Genomic DNA, 21,930 nt, shown 5'->3' on the forward strand with positions numbered 1-21,930 from the left:
GTGTCTCCTCACAGGTCGGGGTGGGCGCCGTCGAAGGCGACTCGTTCGAGTTCGAGCAGGACCTTCTCCTCGACCAGCCCCGCCAGTTCGGCGACCGTGCGGGCGGTGAGGACGTCGTGCGGGGTGAGCGAGACGTCGAAGGCGGCCCGGCAGCGGGACGCGACCAGCAGGCTGCGCATCGAGTCACCGCCGAGTGCGGCGAAGTCGTCCTCGACGCCGACCCGCTCCAGTCCGAGGACGTCCGCCCAGATCCCGGCCATCACCTCTTCCGTGTCGGTCGAGGGCGGCACGTACCGGTCGGCGGGCACGGGAGCGGACGGGACCGGCAGCGCAGCTCGGTCGACCTTTCCGTTGGCGCTCAAGGGCAACGCGTCGAGCACGACCAACACCGGGGGCACCATGTAGTCGGGCAGGCTTCGCGCGGCGAACGCGGAGATCTCGGCCGCGTCCAGCACGCGACCGGCATCGGCCGGAACCAGGTAGGCGACGAGTTGTTTGCCACCCGACTGGTCTTCCCGGACCACCACGACGAGTCCACCGACGTCGGGGTGACGGCCGAGCACCGCCTCCACCTCTCCGAGCTCGATCCGGAACCCGCGCAGCTTCACCTGGTCGTCGGCCCGGCCGGCGAACTCCAGCACGCCCGTCGGCAGCCACCGCACGACGTCACCGGTGCGGTACATCCGCTCCCCCGGTGTCCTGAAAGGACAGGCCGTGAACCGGGAAGCCGTCAGACCGGGCCGGTCGAGATAGCCGCGGGCCAGACCGGCGCCCGCGAGGTACAGCTCGCCGGGCACGCCGACCGGAACCGGGCGCAGCCGACCGTCCAGCACGTAGGCCGACATCCCGTCCAACGGTGTGCCGATCGGCACGGTGTCGGGCACGTGATCCAGATCGGTCATCCGGTAGGTGCTCGCGAAGGTCGTGGTCTCGGTCGGTCCGTACCCGTCGACCACGACCAGGCCTGGACAGGCCTCCATCACACGACGAACCGCAGCGGCGGGCACGACGTCACCGCCGGTCCACACCTCCGCCACGCCCGCGAAGCACTCCGGAGAGTCCTGAGCCAGCACGCGGAACAGACCCGCGGTGAGCCACAGCGAGCTCACGCCGTGTTCCTCGATCAACTCCCGGAGCTTGGCCGCGTCGAGGTCTTCAGGAGGAGCGACGACCACACGCCCGCCGCGCAGCAGCGGCACCCACAGCTCGTAGGTGGAGGCGTCGAACGCCAGCGGGGAGTGCACGAGCACCGTGTGGTGGGCCGGGCCGTCGAAACGCGAGTCCAGCGCCAGAGCCGCCACGTCGCGATGCCGAACGGCCACCCCCTTGGGCGTGCCAGTCGACCCGGACGTGAACTCGACGTACGCGAGTCCGTCCGCGTACGTGGCCACATCGGGTCGGTCCTCCCGGCCATCGCCCGGATCGCAGTCGAGCACGACGACGTGATCGCCCACGGCGACATCGCGATCCGTGATCAGGATCCGGCATCCGGCCTGCTCCAGGACAAGACGGCGGCGCTCCTCAGGAGCCCGCTCGTCCAGCGGCAGGTAGGCACCGCCCGCCTTGAGCACCGCGAGCACGGCCACCACCACGTCGGCGGACCGGCGCAGCAACAGCCCCACCCGGTCTTCTGGACGCACGCCGTCTGCGATCAGCCGATGTGCCAAGCGATTCGCGCGACGGTCCAGCTCCGAGTACGTGAGCGAGATACCGGCAGCGACGACGGCCGTCGCCTCAGGCCCACGATCGGCCTGCGCGGCGAACAGCTCGGTGATCGTGGCTTCGTGGCCGCTGGAGCCATGGCGCTCGGCGAGCACCAGCCGGCGGTCGGCGTCGCTCAGGACGTCGATCTCCCCCAGCGGACGGCCGGGGTCGGCGGTCAGACCGGCCAGGGCGGTGGTCAGGTGTTCGGCAATGCGCTCAACGGTGGTGCGGTCGAACAGCGCCGGGTCGTAGCTCACCCGGATCTCCAGCTCCGCACCGGGACGAACGCCCACGCTGAGCGGGTAGTTGGTCGTCTCCACGGCGTCGAGGTCGCGCACGGTGACGCCGTGTGCCGCGGCCTCGTCGACCGGATAGTTCTCGAACACCAGGATGCTGGTGAACAGCTCGGTCCCGCTCCAGGCGTGCAGATCCGCGAGTGAGACGTGTTCGAACCGCCGGGCGTCGGCCTGATCCGCCTGCAGCCGCCGCAGCCACACCGCGACGGGCTCGTCCTCCACGACCTCGGTGCGCACGGGCAACGTGTTGATGAACATGCCCGTGATGGCGTCCGCGCCGGGCAGGTCGGCGGGGCGGCCGGACACCGTGGAACCGAAGCACACGTCGGTCTGCCCGCTGTAGCGCGACAACAGCAGTGCCCACGCGCCCTGCACCAGGGCGTTGAGCGTCAAGCCGTTGCGCTGGGCGAAGTCGCGCAGCGCACCGCCGGGCAGCGTCACGGTGGTCCACGCCGCGGAACGGGTGGCGTGGCCTGGTTCGGCGGACCGGTCCAGCGGCAGTGGCGTAGGTGCCTCGAACCCGCGCAGCACCTGCCGCCAATGGGCTTCCGCCTCGCCGGGGTCCTGAGTGGACAGCCAGCGCAGGTGGTCGCCGAACGGGCGCCGGACGGGCAGTTCGGGTTCGTGGCCGACGTGGAAAGCGGCGTAGCAGGTGAGGACGTCGCTCAGCACCTGGAACGTGCTCCACCCGTCGAGCAGCACGTGGTGGAACGTCCAGCCGACCCGGACCGCCGTGTCCGACTCGGGGGTCAACGCCAACCGCATCAACGGTGCGGCCCCGAGATCCAGGTCGGCGGAGTCGAGCGTCTCGGAGATCGGCAGGTCGACCTCGCGGCGCACCACCTGCAACGGCCGGTCGACGCCCTCCCACACGACGTGGCTGCGCAGAACCGGTGTCCGGGCGACCACCTCCCGCCAGGCGCGGGCCAGCAGACCGACGTCGGTGACGCCGTCGAGGACGAACGAGATCCGTTCGGTGTAGAGGCCTTCGTGGCCGTGGGAGAGGCTGTGGAAGAGCATGCCCGCCTGCATCGGCGTCAACGGGTAGACGTCCTCGACGTCCCGGCCGTCTCCGACGAGGCGGTCCACCGTCGCCTGGTCCAGGCCCGCCGACGGGAAGTCGGACGGCGTGCGACCACCGGCCTCCGGCAGCGCGCAGTGCTCGACGATCTCCTTCAACGCCGTCGTCATGGCGTCGGCCAGGTGCCGCACCGTCGACTCGTCGTGCGTGTCCTCGCTGAAGTACCACGTCAGCCGGAGCCGCTTGTCCTCCACGGCACCGACGACGTCGAGGAGGTGTGGCCGGGGCGTGTCGGGGTCCGCGTCGGCGGTCAGCCCGCCGACCGTCCGGAACACGGCCCCGCTCGCCACCCCGTCGAACTGCCCGAGGTAGTTGAACGCCACCGCCGGACCGGGGGTGCGATGTGCCGCGCCGTGGCCGATGCCGCGCCGGGGCACCGCGCGCAGCCGCTCCTTGGTCGTCTTCAGCACCTCGCCCCAGTCGCCGCCCGGTACCTCCAGCGCCACCGGGAACACCGAGGTGAACCAGCCGACCGTGCGGGAGAGGTCGACGCCGTCGAGGAAGTCGCCGTCGCGGCCGTGCCCCTCCAGGTCGACCAGGACACGGCTGCGACCCGTCCAGCCGGCCAGGACGCGGCCGAGTGCGCTCAGCAGGACGTCGTTGATCTGCGTGCGGTACACGGCAGGCACGTCCTGCAGCAGGACACGGGTCTGGTCCACGTCCAGCTCGGCCACTACGCCGCGCACGGAACCGGTCGTGCCGGTCCCGTGGCGGTCGGTGGGCACCCCGGGATCACCGGTGACACCCGCCCAGTGGCCGGACTCGTCGTCGAAGCCACCGGCGGCGATGTGGCCGGCCAGCCGCGACGACCACTCCCGGAACGACGTGGTCTTCGCTCCGAGAACGACTTCCTCGCCCCGCACGGCGTGCAGGTAGGCGGTTTCCAGGTCCTCCAGCAACACCCGCCACGAGACACCGTCCACCACGAGGTGGTGTGCGGTGATCTGCACTCGGCGAGCACCGGTCGCCGCGGCGCGCAGGAGCACTCCCCCGGAGAGGTCGAACCCTCCGTCCACTCCGGACAGCACGTCGGCCGGGCCGACGGGAGCGTTGTGCTGTCGCCAGCCGGATTCCGTGCGCTCGAACCGCATGCGCAGCGCGTCGTGGTGCTCCACCAGAGCCGCCAACGCCTTCCGCAACGCCTCGACGTCGATCTCGTCGGCGAACTCGATCTGAACAGACTGGTCGAAGTGCTCCGGGCGCGGCGGTTCCGCGTCGAGGAACCAGCGCTGGATCGGCGTCAGCGGGACCTCACCGACCACCGGCTCCTGCGACACGCTCTCTCCGGGTGCGTCGGTGGACGCGGCCGCGGCGAGTGCCGCCACCGTCCTGCAGGAGAACAGATCCCTGGGCACCAGGCGGTATCCGGCCTGCCGTGCGCGCGACACGACCTGGATGCTGATGATCGAGTCGCCACCGAGCTCGAAGAAGTCGTCCTCGACGCCGACCCGGTCGAGCCCCAGCACCTGGGCCCAGACGTCCGCGAGAACGCGCTCGGCTTCGGTTCGAGGTTCCACGTGCCGGGCGCCGGTGATCTCCCACTCGGGTGCGGGCAGCGCCTTTCGGTCGAGCTTGCCGTTGCCGGTCAGGGGAAGGCGGTCCAGGCGCACGAACGCCGAGGGCACCATGTGGTCCGGCAGCGTCCGGGACAGGTGGTCCCGCAGATCGGTGGCCGGACCGCCGACGACGTATCCGACGATCACCTTGCGCCCAGCGTGTTCGCGGACGTCGGCCGCTGCCGCCCTCACGTCGGCGTGTGCTTCGAGCGCGGCCTCGATCTCGCCGAGTTCGATGCGGAAGCCGCGGATCTTGACCTGGTGGTCGGCGCGGCCGAGGTAGTCGAGCCTGCCGTTCTTCCAGCGGGCGAGGTCGCCGGTGCGGTACATGCGGGCGCCGGGCTCGCCGAACGGATCGGCGACGAACCGGGACGCGGTGAGTCCTGGCCGGTTGAGGTATCCACGCGCCAGTCCCGCTCCCGCCACGTGCATCTCACCGACGACACCGGGAGGTACGGGCCGCAGGTCCTCGTCGAGGACGTACACGCGCAAGTCCGGGATGGGTTCGCCGATCGTGCCGTCGGCCGGCGTCCACGTGACGTGGACGGTGGTCTCGGTGATGCCGTACATGTTGACCAGCTCGCCGGGGCCGTCCCAGGAGGCGAGCTTGCGCACGTCCAGCGCCTCGCCCCCGAAAACGACGTACCGCAGGCACAGCCCCGTCGGTCGTTCGGCGATGAGCTGGTAGAACGCCGACGGCGTCTGGTTGAGCACCGTCACCCGCTCGCGCGCCAGCAGTGCCGCGAACTCCGCAGGCGACCGGGAGATCTCGTGCGGCACGACCACGAGCCTGCCGCCGTGCAGCAACGGTCCCCACAGCTCCCACACCGAGAAGTCGAAGGCGTAGCTGTGAAACAACGTCCACACGTCGTCGGAGCCGAACCCGAACCACGCGTCGGTGGCCGTGAACAACCGGGCGACGTTGGCGTGCGGCACGACCACGCCCTTGGGCCGGCCCGTGGAACCGGAGGTGTAGATGACGTAGGCGGGATTCTCCGGGCACAGCGATGTTTCCGGTGCCGTAGCAGGCCATCCGGACAGGTCCGGCAACTCCGTCAGCACGGCGACCGGCCCGGTGTCCTCGACCATGCCCGCGATCCGCTCCGCCGGGTACGACGGATCGATCGGCAGGTAGGCCGCGCCGGACTTCAGCACCCCCAGCACCGCCACCACCAGGTCGGCGGAGCGCGGCAACCGCAGTGCCACGTACTTCTCGGGACCCGCTCCGCGCTCGACCAGCAGGTGTGCCAACCGGTTGGCGCGAGCGTCGAGCTCGGCGTAAGTCAGGTGCTCGCCCTCGCAGGTGACCGCGACGGCCTCCGGTGTGCGGGAGACCTGCTCGGCGAACAACCGGGGCAGCGTGGCCACCGGGGAGTCCCGTCCGGTGGGGTTCCACTCGACCAGGACCTGCTCGCGTTCGGTCTCGTCGAGCGTCCGGAGCTCGTTCAGGGGCAGTGCCGGATCGACCAGCACGTCGTCCAGCAGCATCCCCAGATGGCGTCCCAGCCGTTCCACGGTCGGCTCGTCGAACAGGCTCGGGTCGTGATCGATCTCGACGACGAGCCGCGGGCCGGGTGACACCACGACCGTGAGCGCGTAGTTCGTCGGCTCGTCCGCTCGCACGTCGTGCAGCCTCAGGCCGTGGACGGCCATGGCGTCCTCGTCGAACGGGTAGTTCTCGAACACCACGATGCTGTCGAACAGGCTGGCTCCGCCGGGCAGAGCACTCCAGGCACGCAGTTGTGCGAGAGGCAGGTGTTCGAAGTGACGTGCCTCGGCCTGGTCGGCCTGCAGATCGCGCAGCCACGACAGCTGGTCGCGGCCGCGGTCGACGGCGACCCGCGTGGGCACGGTGTTGATGAACATCCCCACCGTCGACTCGACGCCGGCGAGGTCGGCGGGCCTGCCCGAGACGGTGGTGCCGAAGACGACGTCGGAGGTGCCGCTGTAGCGGGCGAGCAACAATGCCCAGGCTCCCTGCACGACGGTGTTCATCGTCAGGCCGTGGCGCTGGGCCGCCGCACGCAGCCGTTCGGTGCTCTGCGGCGTCAGCTCGAAGCGGACCGTGCCTCCGGACTCGGCGCGGTGGGCCTCGACGGGCTGGTGGTCATAGGGCAGCGGGGTGGTCTCGCCGAACCCGTCGAGCACGCGGCGCCAGTACCGTTCGGCCTCACCGCGATCCTGCCTGTCGAGCCAGCGCAGGTACTCGTGGAACGGCGGCCGGGCAACGGCGGGACCGGGCGCGCCACGCGTGATGGCCGCGTGGTGCTCGCACACCTCCGTGAACAGCTGCGCCGCGCTCCACCCGTCCAGCAGGACGTGGTGGAACGTCCACAGCACCTGGACCTCGTGATCCGCCAACCGTGCGATGGTCACGCGCATCAACGGCGCGGTGCCGAGATCCACGCCGGCGGCGCGGTCGCGGGCCAGCAGGTCTCGCAGCTCCTCCTCGGTGTCGAGGTCTCGCCAGTCGAGGTAGGTGATGGGCAGAGAGACGCGATGGCGCACGAGCAGCAACGGCTCGGGCAGCCCCTCCCACGCCACCTCGCCCCGCAGCACGGCGTTGCGGTCCACCACCCGTTGCCAGGCTTGACCGAGCGCCGTTGCGTCGGTGACCCCGGTGAGCCTGAACCGCACCTGGTTGAAGTACGCGCCGGAGGTCGCGCCGTCGACCAGGCTGTGGAAGATCATGCCCGCCTGCATGGGCGTCAGGGCGTGGACGTCCTCGACGTCGTCGCCGACCAGCCGGTCGATCGCGGTCTGGTCCAGCCGTGCCAGCGGGAAGTCCGACGGAGTGCGACCGCCGGCTCCCGGCCGCGCGCAGTGCGCCACGATCTCGCGCAACGCCTCCCCCGCCGCCTCGGCCAGCCCCCGGACGGTCGACTCGTCGTGGACCTGATCGCTGAAGTACCAGGTGAGGTCGAGACAGCCGTGGTCTACCGCGCCGACGACGTCGAGCAGATGGGGCCGCGGGGCTTCCGGCGCGCTGTCCAGTTCCAGACCACCACGCACGCCGCGCAGCAGGCCGCCTTCTACGGCGTGCCAGTCCATCCGGCCGAGGTAGTTGACGCTGATCGACGGACCACCGGGGCCGGGCTCGTGCAGGGCGCCGTGCCCGATTCCCTTGCGGGGCACCGCGCGCAGCTGCTCCTTGACCGACTTCAGCACCACACCCCAGTCGCCCTCTGGGACGTCCAGCGCGACGGGGAAGATCGTCGTGAACCATCCGACCGTGCGTGAGAGGTCGACGCCGTCGAGCAGGTCCTCGCGGCCGTGGCCCTCGAGGTCCACCGGTACCCGGCGCCGCCCGGTCCACTCAGCCAGAACGCGTCCGATCGCGCTCAGCAGCACGTCGTTGATCTGCGTGCGGTACGCACCGGGGACGTCCTGCAGCAACGCTCTGGTGGTCTGCTCGTCGAGCCGGACCGACACGAGGCGGGTCGACCCGGCGGTGTTGGGCCCGTCGTGGTCGATCGGCAGCTCGGAATCCGCTTCCGCCACGGCATCCCAGTGGGCCCGCTCGTCCTCGAACCCGCCCTCGGCGGTGTACCGGGACAACCGGTGCGACCAGTCCTTGAACGAGGTGGTCTTGGCTCCCAGGCGGACGGGCTCGCCCCGTGCCGCCTGGTCGTAGGCGGTGACGAGGTCCTCCATCAGAATGCGCCACGAAACGCCGTCCACGACCAGGTGGTGCACGGACAGGCGCAGAAGATGCCCGTCCAGCACGGCTTCGAGCAACGGTCCGGCGCCGAGGTCGAACACCGTCGAGGAACGCGCCACCAGAACGTCGGCTCGCTCCACCGCCGCGTTGTGCTGCCGCCAGCCGGAGTCCGTGCGCTCGAACCGCATCCTCAGCGCGTCGTGGTGTTGCACGAGCGCGGCCAAGGCCTGACGCAGGGCGCCGAGATCCACGTCGTCGACCAACTCGACGAGTAGTGACTGGGCGAAGTGCTCGGGATGGTCCGGATTGGTGGCGAACAGCCACCGCTGCACCGGGGTGAGCGGCACGTCGCCGGAAACCGTGCCCTGCTCCGCCTCCTCGATGGTGACGGCGTCGGCCACGGCCGCGAGGGCCGCCACGGTGGGGTGCCGGAACAGGTCTCCGGCGGCGAGGGCGAGTCCTGCCCGGCGAGCGCGGGACACGACCTGGATGCTGAGGATGGAGTCGCCGCCCAGCTCGAAGAAGTTGTCCCGCGCTCCGACCCGGTCCACGCCGAGCAGCTCGGCCCAGATCCCGGCCAGCACCGTCTCCGGCCCGTCGGCAGGCACGACGTGCCCCGAGGACTCGACGGACCACGGCAGCTCCGCGAGGGCGGCCCGGTCGACCTTGCCGCTGGCGTTGAGCGGCAACGCGTCCACGACGACGATCGCGTGGGGCACGAGGTAGTCCGGCAGCCGGCGGCCGAGGAACTCCTTCAGCTCGGCGACCTCGACCGGTTCGTCCACGAAGGACAGATAGGCGACCAGGTGTTTGCGGCCGTGGTCATCGACGCGCACGGACGTCACCGACTGGGCTACGCCGTCGTGTGCGGACAACGCCGTGTCGACCTCGCCGGGCTCGACGCGGAACCCGCGGATCTTGATCTGGTCGTCGGTCCGGCCGACGAACTCCACCGTGCCGTCGTCCCGCCACCGGACCAGGTCGCCCGTCCGGTACATCCGCTCCCCCGGCTCGCCGAAGGGATCGGGGACGAACCGCGACGCGGTCAGGCCAGGTCGGCCGGCGTAGCCACGCGCCAGGCCGTCACCCGCGATGAACAGCTCGCCGGGAATTCCGATCGGCGCGGGCGAAAGAGACTCGTCGAGCACACGGACGCTCATGCCGTCCAACGGCTGGCCGATCGGCACCACGTCCCCGACAGCGTCGGCATCGGGCATGCGGTGGGAGGTGGCGAACGTGGTGGTCTCGGTGGGGCCGTATCCGTCGACGACAACGATCCCCCGGCACGCGGCCAGCACTCGCCGCACCGCCGGCGCTGGCACGACGTCCCCGCCGGTCCACACCTCGCGCAGGCCGGACAGGCAGCCCGGATCGTCCTGCGCGATCACGCGGAACAACCCCGCGGTCAGCCACACGGCGGTGAGACGGTGCCGCGTGACCAGATCGCGAATCCGGTCAGGGCCGAGTTCTCCCTCGGGAGCGACCACCACGGTGCCGCCGCGCAGGAGCGGCACCCACAGCTCGTACGTGGTGGCGTCGAACGCAGGGGCGGAGTGCAACAGCACCCTGTCGTGCGCCCCGCAGGAGAACCGCTGATCCCGGACGAGATCGGTCACGTCGCGGTGCCGGACGGCCACACCTTTGGGCACACCGGTGGATCCCGACGTGTACATCACGTAGGCCAGGTTGTCCGGGCGCACGACCACGCCGGGGTCGGTGCTCGACCTCGTGGCCGGGCTCTCCTCGTCGACCACGACCACGAGGCCTTCGTGGACCTGCTCCGCGACGGCGCTCCAGGTCTGATCCGTGAGGACGATCCGGGCGCCGTTCTCCTTGAGCAGCAACGCCAGTCGCTCGGCGGGTGCCCTGGTGTCCAGGGGGACGTACACGCCACCCGCCTTGAGCACGGCCAGTTCGGCGAGCACGATCTCCGCCGAGCGGCTCAGCAGCAGGGCCACCGGCTCCTCGACGCCGACCCCGAACTCCAGCAGGCGGTGGGCGAGGTGGTTCGCACGCGCGTCGAGTTCCGCGTAGGTGGTCACCTCGTCGGCGGCGATGACGGCGTCGGCGTCAGGCGTGCGCCGGACCTGTTCGGAGAAGAGGTCGGTGATCGCGACCGGCGGCCTGTCGTGAGCGGTGCCGTTGAAGGTGTCGAGAACCTGGTGCCGTTCGTCCGGCCCGAGCAGTGCGAGCGAGCCGATCGGTGCGCCGGGATCGGCGGCGACGCCCGCGAGCAGAACCTTGAGATGACCGGCCATCCGCCGAATCGTGGTGGGGTCCCAGAGGTCGGTGTTGTACTCGAGGGTGAGGTCCAGCGAGCCGTCCCTCGGCCAGAACTCCACCAGCAGTTCGAACCGCGCCCTAGGTCGGGGCAGGTGGTGTTCGTCGATGTGCAGGTCGTCGATCGAGGCCGATCGCACCATCTCCTGCTGAAGCACCACGAGTGCCTGGACGAGAGGGGCGCTGCTCGGGTCGCGGCCAGGTCGCACCGCGTCCACGACTCGGTCGAAGGGCAGTTCGTCGTGGGCGAACGCGTCGAGCACGGTCTCCCGGACGTCGGCGAGGAACCGGTCGAACGTCAGGTCCGGATCCACCGTGGACCGGATCACCAGGGTGTTGACGAAGAAGCCGACCAGGTCGTCCAGTTCCGGTCTGCCCCGACCGGCGGAGGCGGTGCCCACCGCCACGTCGCGCCGGCCGGTGTAGCGCGCGAGCAGCACCTGCACGGCGGCCGCCAGCGTGGTGAACAGGGTGGTGCCGCGATCGCGTCCGATCGCGGTCAGGCGGTTCACCAGACCGGCGGGCAGCGGTTCGCGGTGCACCGCACCGGCGGTGGTGCGCTGAGAGGGTCGAGGGCGATCGGTGGGCAGGTCGAGAGGCTCCAGGTCGGCGAGCGCTCGTCGCCAGTGGGCCAGGTCGTCGCTCGTGCCGGAGTCGAGGCGGCGGCGCTGCCACACCGCGAAGTCGGTGTAGCGCGTGGGTGCCGGCGTGAGATCGGCTGGACTTCTTCGGACGGCGGACCGGTACAGCTCGATCAGGTCGTCGACCTGAATGCGCACGGACCAGCCGTCGGTGATGATGTGGTGCTGGTTGAGCAGGAGGACGTGGTCGTCGCCGGCCACCTTGGCGAGCACGGCGCGCACGAGCGGTCCGACTCGCAGGTCGAACGGCGTGGTCAGCTCTTCGGTGAACAGCCGGTCCAGCGTGTCGTCCGCGGCTCCGGACAGGTCCTCCACACGCAGCGGAACCGTCCCTTGTGGAGCGACGACCTGAACGCCCTGACCGTCGACCTCGTCGAAGGTGGTCCGCATGGTCTCGTGCCGCTGGACCAGGCCGTCCAGCGCGGTGCGCAGAGCGACGAGGTCGAGCGGGCCTCGTAGCCGCAGGCCGACACCGGTGTTGTAGTCGGTGGCCTGAGGATGGAGCCGATGCAGGAGCCACAACCGTTGCTGGGCCGGCGACAGCGGAACGGGCTCGTCGACCGTGACGGAGACGATCCGCTCGTCCTCGGCGATCGGCGTCCTTCCGGTGATCAACTCCGCGAGACCGGCCACCGTCCGAGCGTCCAGCAGATCCTTTGTGGACAGTGACACGTCCAGCGCCGTGCGAAGCCGGGAGACCGCCCTGAGCGCCTGGATGGAGTCCCCGCCCATCGTCAGGAAGTCGTCCTGCGCTCCGACCTGATCGGGTTCCGCGCCGAGCACCTCGGCCCACACCGCCGCGACGGCGTGCTCGGCAGGTGTCTGAGGGGCGATCCGCCCGGTCGGCCGGGAGACCGCCCAGTCAGGCTCGGGCAGGGCGCGACGATCGACCTTCCCGTTGGCGTTCAACGGAAGGCTGTCCAGCATCACGAACGCCGACGGCACCATGTAGTCGGGCAACGAACGCAGAACGACGGCGCGGAGGTCATCGTCCGACGGCCTGTCCGCAGCGACGACGTAGGCGACCAGCCGCTTGGTCCCGGTGCGGTCCTCTCGCGCCAGTACGGCGGCCTGCTCGATCTGCGGGTGCAGGTGCAGCACGGCCTCGATCTCGGCGGTCTCGATCCGGAAGCCCCGGACCTTCACCTGGTCGTCCGCACGGCCGATGAAGTCGATCGTCCCTTCCGCCGTCCTCCGAACCAGGTCACCGGTGCGGTACATCCGCTGTCCCGGCGGCCCGAGGGGGTCTGCCAGAAACCGATCTGCGGTCAACGCGGGCCGGTTGAGGTAACCGCGCGTGAGACCCGTGCCCGCGATGAAGAGCTCTCCGGTCTCACCTTCCGCCACCGGGGTGAGGTCGTCGTCCAGGACGTGCAGCCGAACGCCGTCCAGTGCCGTACCGATCGGGAGCACCTCGGGTACCGCGTGGACGTCCGGCAAAGGGTGAGAGGTGGCGAAGGTGGTGGTCTCGGTCGGACCGTAGACGTCGACCACGGTGGTGCCGGAGCAGGCGTCCAGCACCCGCCGCACCGCCGCGGCGGGCACCACGTCTCCGCCCGCCCAGACCTCCCGTGCACCGGCCAGGCAAGCGGGATCGTCCTGCGCCAGCACCCGGAACAGTCCGGAGGTCAGGAACAGTCCGGTCACGCCCTGGCCGCCGATCGCGTCCCGCAGCACCGGCCCGTCCACGTCACCGGGAGGCGCGATCACGACGCGACCGCCCGTGAGCAGAGGGACCCACACCTCGTAGGTGGACGCGTCGAACGCCACCGGCGAGTGCATCAGGACGCGGTCGTGCGCACCTCCGGCGAAGCGCGCGTCGCGCGCGAGGTCCACCACGTCGCGGTGACGTGCCGCCACTCCCTTCGGCACCCCCGTCGATCCGGAGGTGAACACGACGTAGGCGAGGTTCTCCGGGTCGACGGTCACGTCGAGCGCAGCCGAGGTTTCGCGTTGTTCGGCGCCCACGACCAGCAGATGGCCGTCGTGGACGCGACCTCCGACGGTCCGCCACGTCTCGTCGATCACCAGCACCGACACGCCTGCCTCAGCGAGGACGGTCCTCATCCGTTCGTCCGGCGCGCGAGCGTCGAGCGGCACGTAGGCACCACCGGCCTTCAGCACTCCGAGCAGGGTGACGACCAGTTCCGCCGAGCGCTCCGCCAGCACGCCCACGAGCCGCTCCGGCCCGATCCCCAACTCCACCAGGCGCCGCGCGACCACGTCCGACTCGGCGTCCAACTCCGCGTAGCTGAGCTCGCGGTCCCGGTCGACCAGCGCGGTGACGGCCGGGGCACGGCGGACCTGCGCGGCGAACAGGCCGATCACGGTGTCGTGTTGCGCGGACAGGAGCGGACCAGGTGCTGGGGTTGTGCCGGGCACGGTGCCGGGGAACGTCATCGCCGTCCAACCTTTTTCGGGCGCGTTGCAGCGCCACGCCTGCAGGGGAAGAGGTGTGAAGTCGTGCGGTGTCAGGCCACGTCGCGTTGCCGGCCCGCCACCCGCCCGCCGATCTGGATCCGGTCGATCCGGCCGCTGCGGGGATCGCGCAGGAACCTGCCTGGGCGACCGGTTGTGCCGTTGGCCAGGTCCGTCACGGAGAAGACGAACCCGTCGCGGACGGCGAGACGTGCGGCGGGCTCGTCGTCGACCACGAGGTGCAGTTCGTCGTCGCGGACCACCACGCAGTAGGCGATGTCGCCGTTGACGTACGTACCGGTGCAGTCGCTCGGAATCGGTGTCTGAGGCCTCGATTCCACGGCCGGAGCGTCCTCGGCGATGTCGATGCCGGCGGCCCGCAGTTCGGGCAGCAGGTCGTTCCAGAGAGCGGACCCCGTGGCGGAGTTGGCGGTCAGGGCGACGACGGTGCCGGATTCCGGGTCCAGCCGCAGGTGGCAGGAGGTGCCATCGGCCGTTCCGTCGTGACCGAGCCAGCCCGCGCCGTCGCCCTGGAACAGCGCGAGGCCAAGTCCCCAACCATCGGCGAGCCCGAACGGGACCGCGCCGGGAACCGGACGGCGCATCTCGGCGAGGTGGTCGGGATCCACGAGTCCGGGATCGATGCCGCCGTGCCTCGGGGTGAGGTGCATCTTCGCGAGTTCCACGAGATCGGCGGCGCTGGCGGCGAGGCCACCTGCCGGAGCCTCGACCGACATCAGGTCCTGCTCGACGGGACGAACGAGGCTGAGCGCCCGGTTGACGGTGTGACCGCTCGCGGTCGACGCCGAAGAGCTCTCCGGCCCCGCGACGAAGGCCAGGTCGATGCCGAGAGGCTTGACGAGGATCGCCTGGACCGCCTCTGCCCAGGTCATGCCGGTCACGACCTCGATGAGGCGGCCGATGAGGGCGTATCCGGCGTTGGAGTAGGAGAAACCCGCACCGGGTTCCTGCACGAGGTCCGTCACGGACGACGCGAGTGCCGCGCCGCCACCGGCAGACGGTGGGACCACCTCCGCGTGCAGGCCACCGGTGTGGCTGAGCAGGTGCCGGGCCGTGAGCACGTCCGCGATCGGGCCGAGAGCACGGCGAAGTTCAGGGAGGTGTTCGACGATCGGCTCGTCCAGACCGAGGTCGCCATCGGACACCAGGACCATCAGCAACGTCGCGGTGAAGGTCTTGGTGATGGACCCGATGGGCACCTTGCTGTCCCGCCGCACCGCACGTCCCGAGCCGTGCCGCTCCTCTCCGAACTCGAACTCCGCAGCCTGTCCCGAGCACCAGACCGCGAGCTGCGCACCCGGTACGTCGTTGCGGAGAGCCGCTCTCCTCAGCGCCTCGTACAAATGATCCATGTTCCCTCCTCGCCGGTCGAACTCCGAGAAGTTCCCCGGCCGAATCTTCACGTTCACAGCACTCCGCGGAAGACGCGAACCAACACCGAAGATGTCCGCGCGAGCATTCAGGAGCACAGGCCCGAATTAACTTCTACCCGCTGCCCGGGCCGTTGACACCGGCAATATCGGGGCGTCCCGAATTCCAGTCGGCGACGAAATGCCGAACATTGCCCTCACAGGTCCCAACGACCGAACAACTCGACAGTGACGGGTCTCATCCCATGGATATGGGATGAATTACAAATCGATCCAACTGGACAGAGCGTGACAGGCACGCAAAACAATTTCACCCGAACGCCAGGTTTGGGCGCCGCCCTGAAGCGCCGGCACACGAGAGAGCCTGGTGTGACGCGTCACACCAGGCTCTCTCGTGTGGAGATGCTCAGGCCGATCGGCCTGCCTCCATGCGTTCGCGCAGGCTGCGAGGCCTCATGTCCGTCCACACCTCGTCGACGTGATCCATGCACTCCTGCTTCGTCCCCTCTTTACCTGCCTGACGCCAACCGTCGGGGACCTCCTTTGCCAGCGGCCACAGCGAGTACTGATCCTCGTCGTTGACCAGAACCTGATACTGCAGGTCGTCGTTCACGAACTTCCCCTTCCAACGTTGATCACCAAGCACAAAGCCGGACATACAGGAGCTTCAGAAGCTTCGACAAAAGTGATCAGCCCACGGACAACCCAGCCGCCCACGCGGCCCCAGACAACGTTCGCGGGTCAATACCGCCACAGACACCGCCAAAGGGAGCATCAGCGACCCGCGTGAAATTCCTATCAGAAAAACAGATGTTTAGCGTTTATCCCAGCGGGCAGGACGGACTACGCGAGAGTAACTCGTCTTTCGCCTTTGACAGAACTTTCCGGATGGAATGAAACTCCCGCGCAACGGGACGACCATCGCCAGCTCGAGATCCACGACGAACCTCTCCCAGTAGCGCCTGCGTTCGCGCCCCGCACCTCCGACAGCCAAGTACATACACTTGTGTGCATATACACTGTCGCGTATGTTGGCGGCATGACCGCGACCGTGCAGCAGCGACTGGCTGTGATCTCGGAGCCGAACCGGTTCCGGATCGTCGAGTTGCTCAAGGACGGGCCGCGCTCGGTCGGCGGCATCGTCGACGAGCTCGGCCTGGGCCAGCCGCAGGTGTCCCGGCACCTGCGGCTGCTCGCGGAGGCGGACGTGGTCGAGGTGACCAAGCAGGCTCAGCAGCGGATCTACCGGCTGCACCCCGATGCGATGCAGGTGATCAACGACTGGGTGCAGGGCTTCGCCGCACTGTGGGCGGAACGGATGGACCGCCTCGGCGCGCTCCTCGACGACGACCGCGCACCCGAGCAGAACCCGTGAGGAGGTCGACCGTGCCCGACGGCATCGTGATCGACAAGACGAACAACACCGTCCACATCAGCCGCACCTACGCCGCAGGTGTCGACCGCGCCTGGTGGGCGTGGACCGACGCCGAGGCGATCAGTCGCTGGTGGGGGCCGCAGGGCTGGGCGGCCACCGTGTACGAGATGGACGTGCGGCCCGGCGGTCGCTGGCGGTTCGAGATCGCACCGGTGGACGGATCGGCAGCCGCGGTGCGCGGTGTCGCCACCTACAGCGTGGTCGATCCGTGTGCCGAACTGGCCTACGACGACACGTTCGCCGACGAGGCGTGGCAGCCCGACGGCACGGACACCTTCCCCACCACGGTCATCTTCACCGCTGCCGGCACCGGCTGCACCGTCGACGTCGCGGCGAGCTTCCCCGACGGTGCGGCGCTGCAACGGGCGGTCGAGCTGCGGATGGCCGATGGCTACGCCGAGGCGCTCGAACGGCTCGCCGGCCAGTTGAACCCGCAGGACAACCCCGCCGCAGGAGAAACGATCATGCGCACCATCACCTCCACCGACGGCACCACGATCGCCTACGAGCAGACCGGCTCGGGCCCCGCGATCATCGTCGTCAGCAACGTCGCGGAGGACCACACCGCCGTCGCCGGCCTGGTCACGGCGTTGGCCAAGGACTTCACCGTGATCAGCTTCGATCGCCGCGGCCGCGGCGGCAGCGGCGACCCACAGCCTTACGACGCGGCACGCGAGATCGAGGACATCTCGGCGCTGATCGACGTCCTCGGCGGTTCCGCGGCCCTGGCCGGCGGGTCCGGTGCATGTGGGCTCGCACTGGATGCGGCCAGCGCGCTCGGCGACAAGGTCAGCGGCCTCTACCTCTACGAGCCTCCGTTCATCGTCGACGGCTCCCGGCCGCCAGTTCCCGCCGACTCCGTCGAGCACCTGGAAGCGCTGGTCGCGGCCGGCAGGCGCAGCGAGGCCAGCGAGTACTTCATGGCCGAGGTGATCGGCGTCCCCGCCGAGTACCTCCCGATGATGAAGGCGGACCCGTCATGGGAGCAGATGGCGGCCTACGCCCACACCTACGCCTACGAATTGCGGATCTGGCGCGGCCTCCAGGACGGCACACCACTGCCCACCGACCGCTGGACCATCAACGCGCCGATCGCCGTCGCCGTCGGCGGCAACAGCGAGGCGTTCATGCGCACGGGCGCCGAGGCACTGGCCGCGATCCTGCCGAACGTCACCGTGCTGACTCTGGCCGACCACGACCACGGGGCCTTCTGGGCGGCCCCCGATCCCGTCGCCGAACAGGCCCGCACGTTCCTGCTCGGCTGACCAACCGAGTGGCTCTGGGCCGAGGTGATCATCGACCGCGTCACCCGCAGAACGACGAACGACTACGGGAAGACGCCGGCCGAACGAGCGATGATCCTGGCCGATCTCGCCGAGGTCGAGCCCTTGCTCAGAGCGACCTGCACACACGAGCTCGATGCGAGCCGGCCTCTCGACCACGTCGTCACCGACCTGATCGCGATCGCGGAAGCGCCGATGACCACCCGCCGGCGACACACCGACTGACGCGGCACCGCAGGACACGTCAGCCGGCCGCCGCGGCGATCGCCTCGACCCGGCTCTGGTAGACGTCCAGCACCTGACGCATGCCCATGACGTCGAGGATCCCGTTCACTGCCCGGTTCGCCGCCACCACGGCCAGCCTCACCTGGTTCGCTGCCGCTTCCTCTCGCAACGCGACCAGCATCTCCACCCCGGACGAGGCGAAGAACGTCACGGGACCCAGATCGATCACCAGCGCACGTGGGAAGCGGTGCACTTCTTCCAGCAACGCCGCGCGTACCTGTCCGACGGTCGCCATGTCGATCTCGCCGAACACCAGCGCGACCACGACCCCGTCCTGCTCGAACACGACCACCCTGGCGAAATGAGGTAGAGCTTCTCTCGCCTGATTGCTTTCGCTCAACGTGCTCACGGCGCTCCTTCACCAGCGCCACTGGCACACTGTTTGACCTGGGACGCGCCTGTCGGCCCGCAGCTTGCAGGCACGAGGACATCCTACGCTCAGCCGCGCAACACCGCCCCGAACGATCTCAAGATCACCGGTTCGGCGCGGGAGAAGTCGCGTCGGCGTAGGGCAGCGTGAAGTGCATGGTGGTTCCGGTGGTGGCCTCGGTGTCGAGCCAGATGCGGCCACCGTGGTACTCGACGATCTTGCGGCACATCGCCAGACCGATGCCGGTGCCAGAGTACCGGTCCTTGGTGTGCAGCCGCTGGAAGATGACGAAGATCCGCTCGGCGTACTGCTCTTCGACACCGATTCCGTTGTCGCGCACCGAGAACACCCACATGTCGTCCTCGCCTGGCGACGCACTCACGTGCACGTGCGGTGGTTGCTCCGCGCGGAACTTCACCGCGTTGGCAATCAGGTTCTGGAACACCGCCGTGAGCAGCCGGACCTCACCTCGCACTTCAGGCAAGGAGCCCACCTCGATCCGGGCGTCCGAGTCCTCCACCGCCTGGGCCAGATTGCGCACGGCGTCGTTGACCAACTGGGTCGCCGGGACCACCACGTGCTTGTCCTGGTGCCTTCCCACCCTGCTGAAGGAGAGCAGGTCGTTGATCAGCTGCTGCATGCGTTTGGCACCGTCGACCGCGAAGTCGATGTACTGCGTGGCGCGGTCGTCGAGTTGGTCCCGGTAGCGACGCTCCAGCAGCTGACAGAAGCTGGCGACCTTCCGCAACGGCTCTTGGAGGTCGTGGGACGCGACGTAGGCGAACTGCTCCAACTCGGCGTTCGAACGCTCCAGCTCCGCCGTCGCGGCGTCCAGCGCCAAGTTGCGCTCCTGCGCCGCGTCGAGCTCTTTCACGATGCGTACGCGCATGACATCGACACCACGACCCAAAGCCCGCAGCTCTTCCGGGCCCGTTGCCGTCACGGTGTGCGCGAAGTCTCCACCGGCCACCATGGCGACATGGCCGCGCAACCTGGTCAGCGGCCTCACGACCTGCGTGAGCACCGCGATGACGCACCCGAGCACGGCTACCAGCAGCAACCCCAGGGCGACGATGCACGTCGTCGCCATGCGATTCGCGGCCTACGTGGGATCGCTCAACCTGCACAGCCTCACGCCGGATGCCTTCGACCCGTTCGACGAAGGGCTCATGCGCCTGGTCACCACGGCGGCTTGCGCCATCATCGCGGATGCGCGCAAGCGGCAGCATTCCCAGGAACAGGTGCACAACATGGAACAGGCACTCGTCTCCCGGGCGGTCATCGAGCAGGCCAAGGGTGTGCTGATGGCCGTGCACGGCTGCACCGAGCAAGAGGCGTTCACGATGCTCGTCGAACGATCCCAGCACCAGAACGTCAAGTTGCGCGACGTCGCCAGAACACTGCTCTCGTCGATCAAGAACTCGTGACACCCGGGCCAAGGTCTTAGGACGAGATCACGCAGCCGTTCGCCGGGCAGCCGACGCTCATCGAATGCCGGTCCGGTTCCGCAGCGCCCCGACCTTGGTCCCGTACAAGAAGAACACCGCCATGAACACCTCGATTCGCTGCTGAGGCGTCGTCCCGTCGAGGTCCATCGCGACCTCGGTGCTCCGCACGTCCGCGTGCTGCGCGAGTCGTTGGTTGAACACCGCACGGGCGATGCTCTGGCTGTGTTCGTCGATGTCCACGTGGAACAGCCGGCGAAGATCGCAGCCCTGCGGCAGAGGGCGATGAACGAGCTCCTCGGGATAGCGAGCGTTCATCACGCGTGCAGCGGTGTTGAGGGTGTGAGCGGTGAGCGTTGGCCCTTGGTCGAGGTGCTCGACCAGCGCGACCAGTTCGTCAAGGCTCGCGCCGTCTTCCTCGATGCTGACCGGTGTGCTGGTGTCGAGGTCGAGCCGCTCCATCGCCATGGCGACGTTCGCGAGGACTTGATCTGGATCGACGATCAGCCGGTCGCCGGGGTGAATGCTCGCGCGGTGGTGATGCGGGTCCAACAACTCCTGGGTGTCGCGGTCGAGATGCGTGTGCTGCGCTGGCGCACCAACCCACTCAGGTGCGCGCAGTGCTCGACTGGACCTGGCCGATCAGCACGTCGAGTTCACCCAGCGACGGGATGTCTGCCGCAAGGCGCTCCACCAGGCGATCGGTCTTCCTGGTCTCGCGCCGACTTCGCGGCCGGGACGGCACAACGCTGATGCTCGGCGAGCCCTTGTCCGTCCGGCTCATGGCCAGAACGCTGACCCGGTGTCGCACTACGGCACGGACCGGGTCGAGAAAGAACTGGGCGAACACGACCGGCGTCGGCCTCCCGTCCCGCCCCGCCGCATCGAACTCCCCTCGGTCGAACCGGAGCACCGACCGCAGCTCGGACCCGTTCCTGCCTCGGCCACTCACCAGCATGATCGCAACGTCCTCATCGACGTTGTCGAGAACGACGCCGAACCCCTCCCGAAACAGCCTGGACAGGGCTTCGTACCGCGCTCTCATCTCCGGGGTGGCGTGCCGTTCGGCGCGTAGCTCCCTGCGCGCCGAAGAGATCAGGAACACGAGCGCCGGCAGGCAGACCGCCAGAAACACGACGCAGAGCAACGCCGGTAAGACGAGGAACACCGCCACGACGACCACCGGCAGGACCACCACAGGCCCGAAGATCATCGAGCGACGCAGCCAGCGCGACGGCGGCGAGGACGAACGATTCAACCCAGCCCTCCCACAACAACGGTGTGCTGGCCAGATCGGAGGATCGCCGCGCCGCGTTACCTCCGGCAGCAGACACGACCGCGATGGCCGAACCGGGCGGGTCGGCGCACGTGGTCCGCTGCATTGGCAGGCCGTGCTCCGGACATGAAGGGGTCCGGCGCGCCTGGGGGTGCGGGCCGGACTGTTCCAAGCACTTGCCGGCGGACGGGTGCCACGATCACGCCTTCTCGCAGTACCACCGAGCCGGAATGAACCGCTCACCACGACCTGATCGAGTTGGGCATCCTCGGCGAGGCCGCCGTGCGGGGCGCCGTAGAGAGGTAGCTACCCACACGCGCAACGAGCATGTTCATCTCGTACGCGATCATGCCCATGTCGGAATCCTCGTCACCCACCACCGCAAGACAAGCGCCCTGTCCCGCCATGGTCACGAACAGGTGGGAGCGCTCCATTTCCACGATGGTCTGACGAACCTGGCCACCTCCGAAATAACGTCCGGCTCCATGAGCGAGACTCTGGAACGCGGACGCCGTCGCCGACAGGTGATCGGCGTCGTCCCTGGCGAGTTCGGGAGAGCGGGCGAGCAGCAGGCCGTCCGCGGAGAGCACCACCGCGTGCCGGGCACCGACCACTCTCGCGACCAGGTCCTCCAGCAGCCAGTCGAGCTCGGGGTGCCCGCCGGTCAGGTCGTCCACGGAAATAGCCCTTTCAGCGTCTGTGTTCACCGTTCCACGACGTCGTCGACCTAGTGGGGTCACACGTGCCCGCAGGAAGGCCGAGCTGCCGTCATGGGCGCGTTCCGACAAGGTCTCGGCGGACGAATCCG

General features: G+C 69.2%; 12 protein-coding genes. 4 read left to right on the plus strand and 8 right to left on the minus strand.

Features of this window, described 5'->3' with window-relative positions; all coding sequences use genetic code 11:
* Window positions 1-8: 8 nt before the first annotated feature.
* From JNUCC0626_RS13255 to JNUCC0626_RS13265, 3 genes are all read right to left on the minus strand, one after another.
* A complete protein-coding gene (locus JNUCC0626_RS13255; protein WP_394620024.1) occupies window positions 9-13,619 on the minus strand; it encodes an amino acid adenylation domain-containing protein in 13,611 nt (4,536 codons plus the stop codon).
* A 71-nt stretch (window positions 13,620-13,690) separates the two neighbouring features.
* Window positions 13,691-15,010 carry a serine hydrolase domain-containing protein gene (locus JNUCC0626_RS13260; protein WP_394620025.1) on the minus strand — a complete coding sequence of 440 codons (1,320 nt, stop codon included), beginning with the start codon at window positions 15,008-15,010 and terminating at the stop codon, window positions 13,691-13,693.
* A 424-nt stretch (window positions 15,011-15,434) separates the two neighbouring features.
* The gene (locus JNUCC0626_RS13265) at window positions 15,435-15,641 is read right to left on the minus strand and encodes an MbtH family protein (RefSeq protein WP_430623492.1); all 207 of its coding nucleotides are present in this window, start codon (window positions 15,639-15,641) and stop codon (window positions 15,435-15,437) included.
* 426 nt (window positions 15,642-16,067) lie between these two features.
* On the opposite strand from JNUCC0626_RS13265, the gene JNUCC0626_RS13270 reads away from it, so the two are divergent.
* Genes JNUCC0626_RS13270 through JNUCC0626_RS13280 form a run of 3 tightly spaced genes read left to right on the plus strand, consistent with a single transcriptional unit; the run spans window position 16,068 to window position 17,971 of the window.
* Window positions 16,068-16,403 carry an ArsR/SmtB family transcription factor gene (locus JNUCC0626_RS13270; protein WP_394620027.1) on the plus strand — a complete coding sequence of 112 codons (336 nt, stop codon included), beginning with the start codon at window positions 16,068-16,070 and terminating at the stop codon, window positions 16,401-16,403.
* An 11-nt stretch (window positions 16,404-16,414) separates the two neighbouring features.
* A complete protein-coding gene (locus JNUCC0626_RS13275; protein WP_394620028.1) occupies window positions 16,415-17,728 on the plus strand; it encodes an alpha/beta fold hydrolase in 1,314 nt (437 codons plus the stop codon).
* A gap of 24 nt (window positions 17,729-17,752) precedes the next feature.
* Window positions 17,753-17,971, plus strand: a complete 219-nt coding sequence (locus JNUCC0626_RS13280; protein ID WP_394620029.1) for a hypothetical protein — start codon at window positions 17,753-17,755, stop codon at window positions 17,969-17,971.
* A gap of 19 nt (window positions 17,972-17,990) precedes the next feature.
* On the opposite strand, the gene JNUCC0626_RS13285 is transcribed toward JNUCC0626_RS13280, so the two are convergent.
* Together JNUCC0626_RS13285 and JNUCC0626_RS13290 are read right to left on the minus strand one after the other, a co-directional pair.
* Complete coding sequence (locus JNUCC0626_RS13285; RefSeq protein ID WP_394620030.1) at window positions 17,991-18,317, minus strand: STAS domain-containing protein; 327 nt, start codon at window positions 18,315-18,317, stop codon at window positions 17,991-17,993.
* Window positions 18,318-18,504: 187 nt separating this feature from the next.
* A complete protein-coding gene (locus JNUCC0626_RS13290; RefSeq protein WP_394620031.1) occupies window positions 18,505-19,491 on the minus strand; it encodes a sensor histidine kinase in 987 nt (328 codons plus the stop codon).
* On the opposite strand from JNUCC0626_RS13290, the gene JNUCC0626_RS13295 reads away from it, so the two are divergent.
* Complete coding sequence (locus JNUCC0626_RS13295; protein ID WP_394620032.1) at window positions 19,490-19,828, plus strand: ANTAR domain-containing response regulator; 339 nt, start codon at window positions 19,490-19,492, stop codon at window positions 19,826-19,828. The genes JNUCC0626_RS13290 and JNUCC0626_RS13295 overlap by 2 nt on opposite strands.
* A gap of 57 nt (window positions 19,829-19,885) precedes the next feature.
* Here JNUCC0626_RS13295 and JNUCC0626_RS13300 read toward each other — a convergent pair whose 3' ends face one another.
* From JNUCC0626_RS13300 to JNUCC0626_RS13310, 3 genes are all read right to left on the minus strand, one after another.
* Window positions 19,886-20,398, minus strand: coding sequence for a hypothetical protein (locus tag JNUCC0626_RS13300; protein WP_394620033.1), 513 nt, complete (start codon window positions 20,396-20,398; stop codon window positions 19,886-19,888).
* Window positions 20,399-20,453: 55 nt separating this feature from the next.
* On the minus strand, window positions 20,454-21,104 hold the full coding sequence (locus tag JNUCC0626_RS13305; protein ID WP_394620034.1) for a hypothetical protein: 651 nt from the start codon (window positions 21,102-21,104) through the stop codon (window positions 20,454-20,456).
* Between the two features lie 257 nt (window positions 21,105-21,361).
* Window positions 21,362-21,799, minus strand: a complete 438-nt coding sequence (locus JNUCC0626_RS13310) for a roadblock/LC7 domain-containing protein (RefSeq protein ID WP_394620035.1) — start codon at window positions 21,797-21,799, stop codon at window positions 21,362-21,364.
* Window positions 21,800-21,930 lie beyond the last annotated feature (131 nt).

It is taken from the genome of Lentzea sp. JNUCC 0626 (assembly GCF_043632865.1).
GTDB lineage: Bacteria > Actinomycetota > Actinomycetes > Mycobacteriales > Pseudonocardiaceae > Lentzea.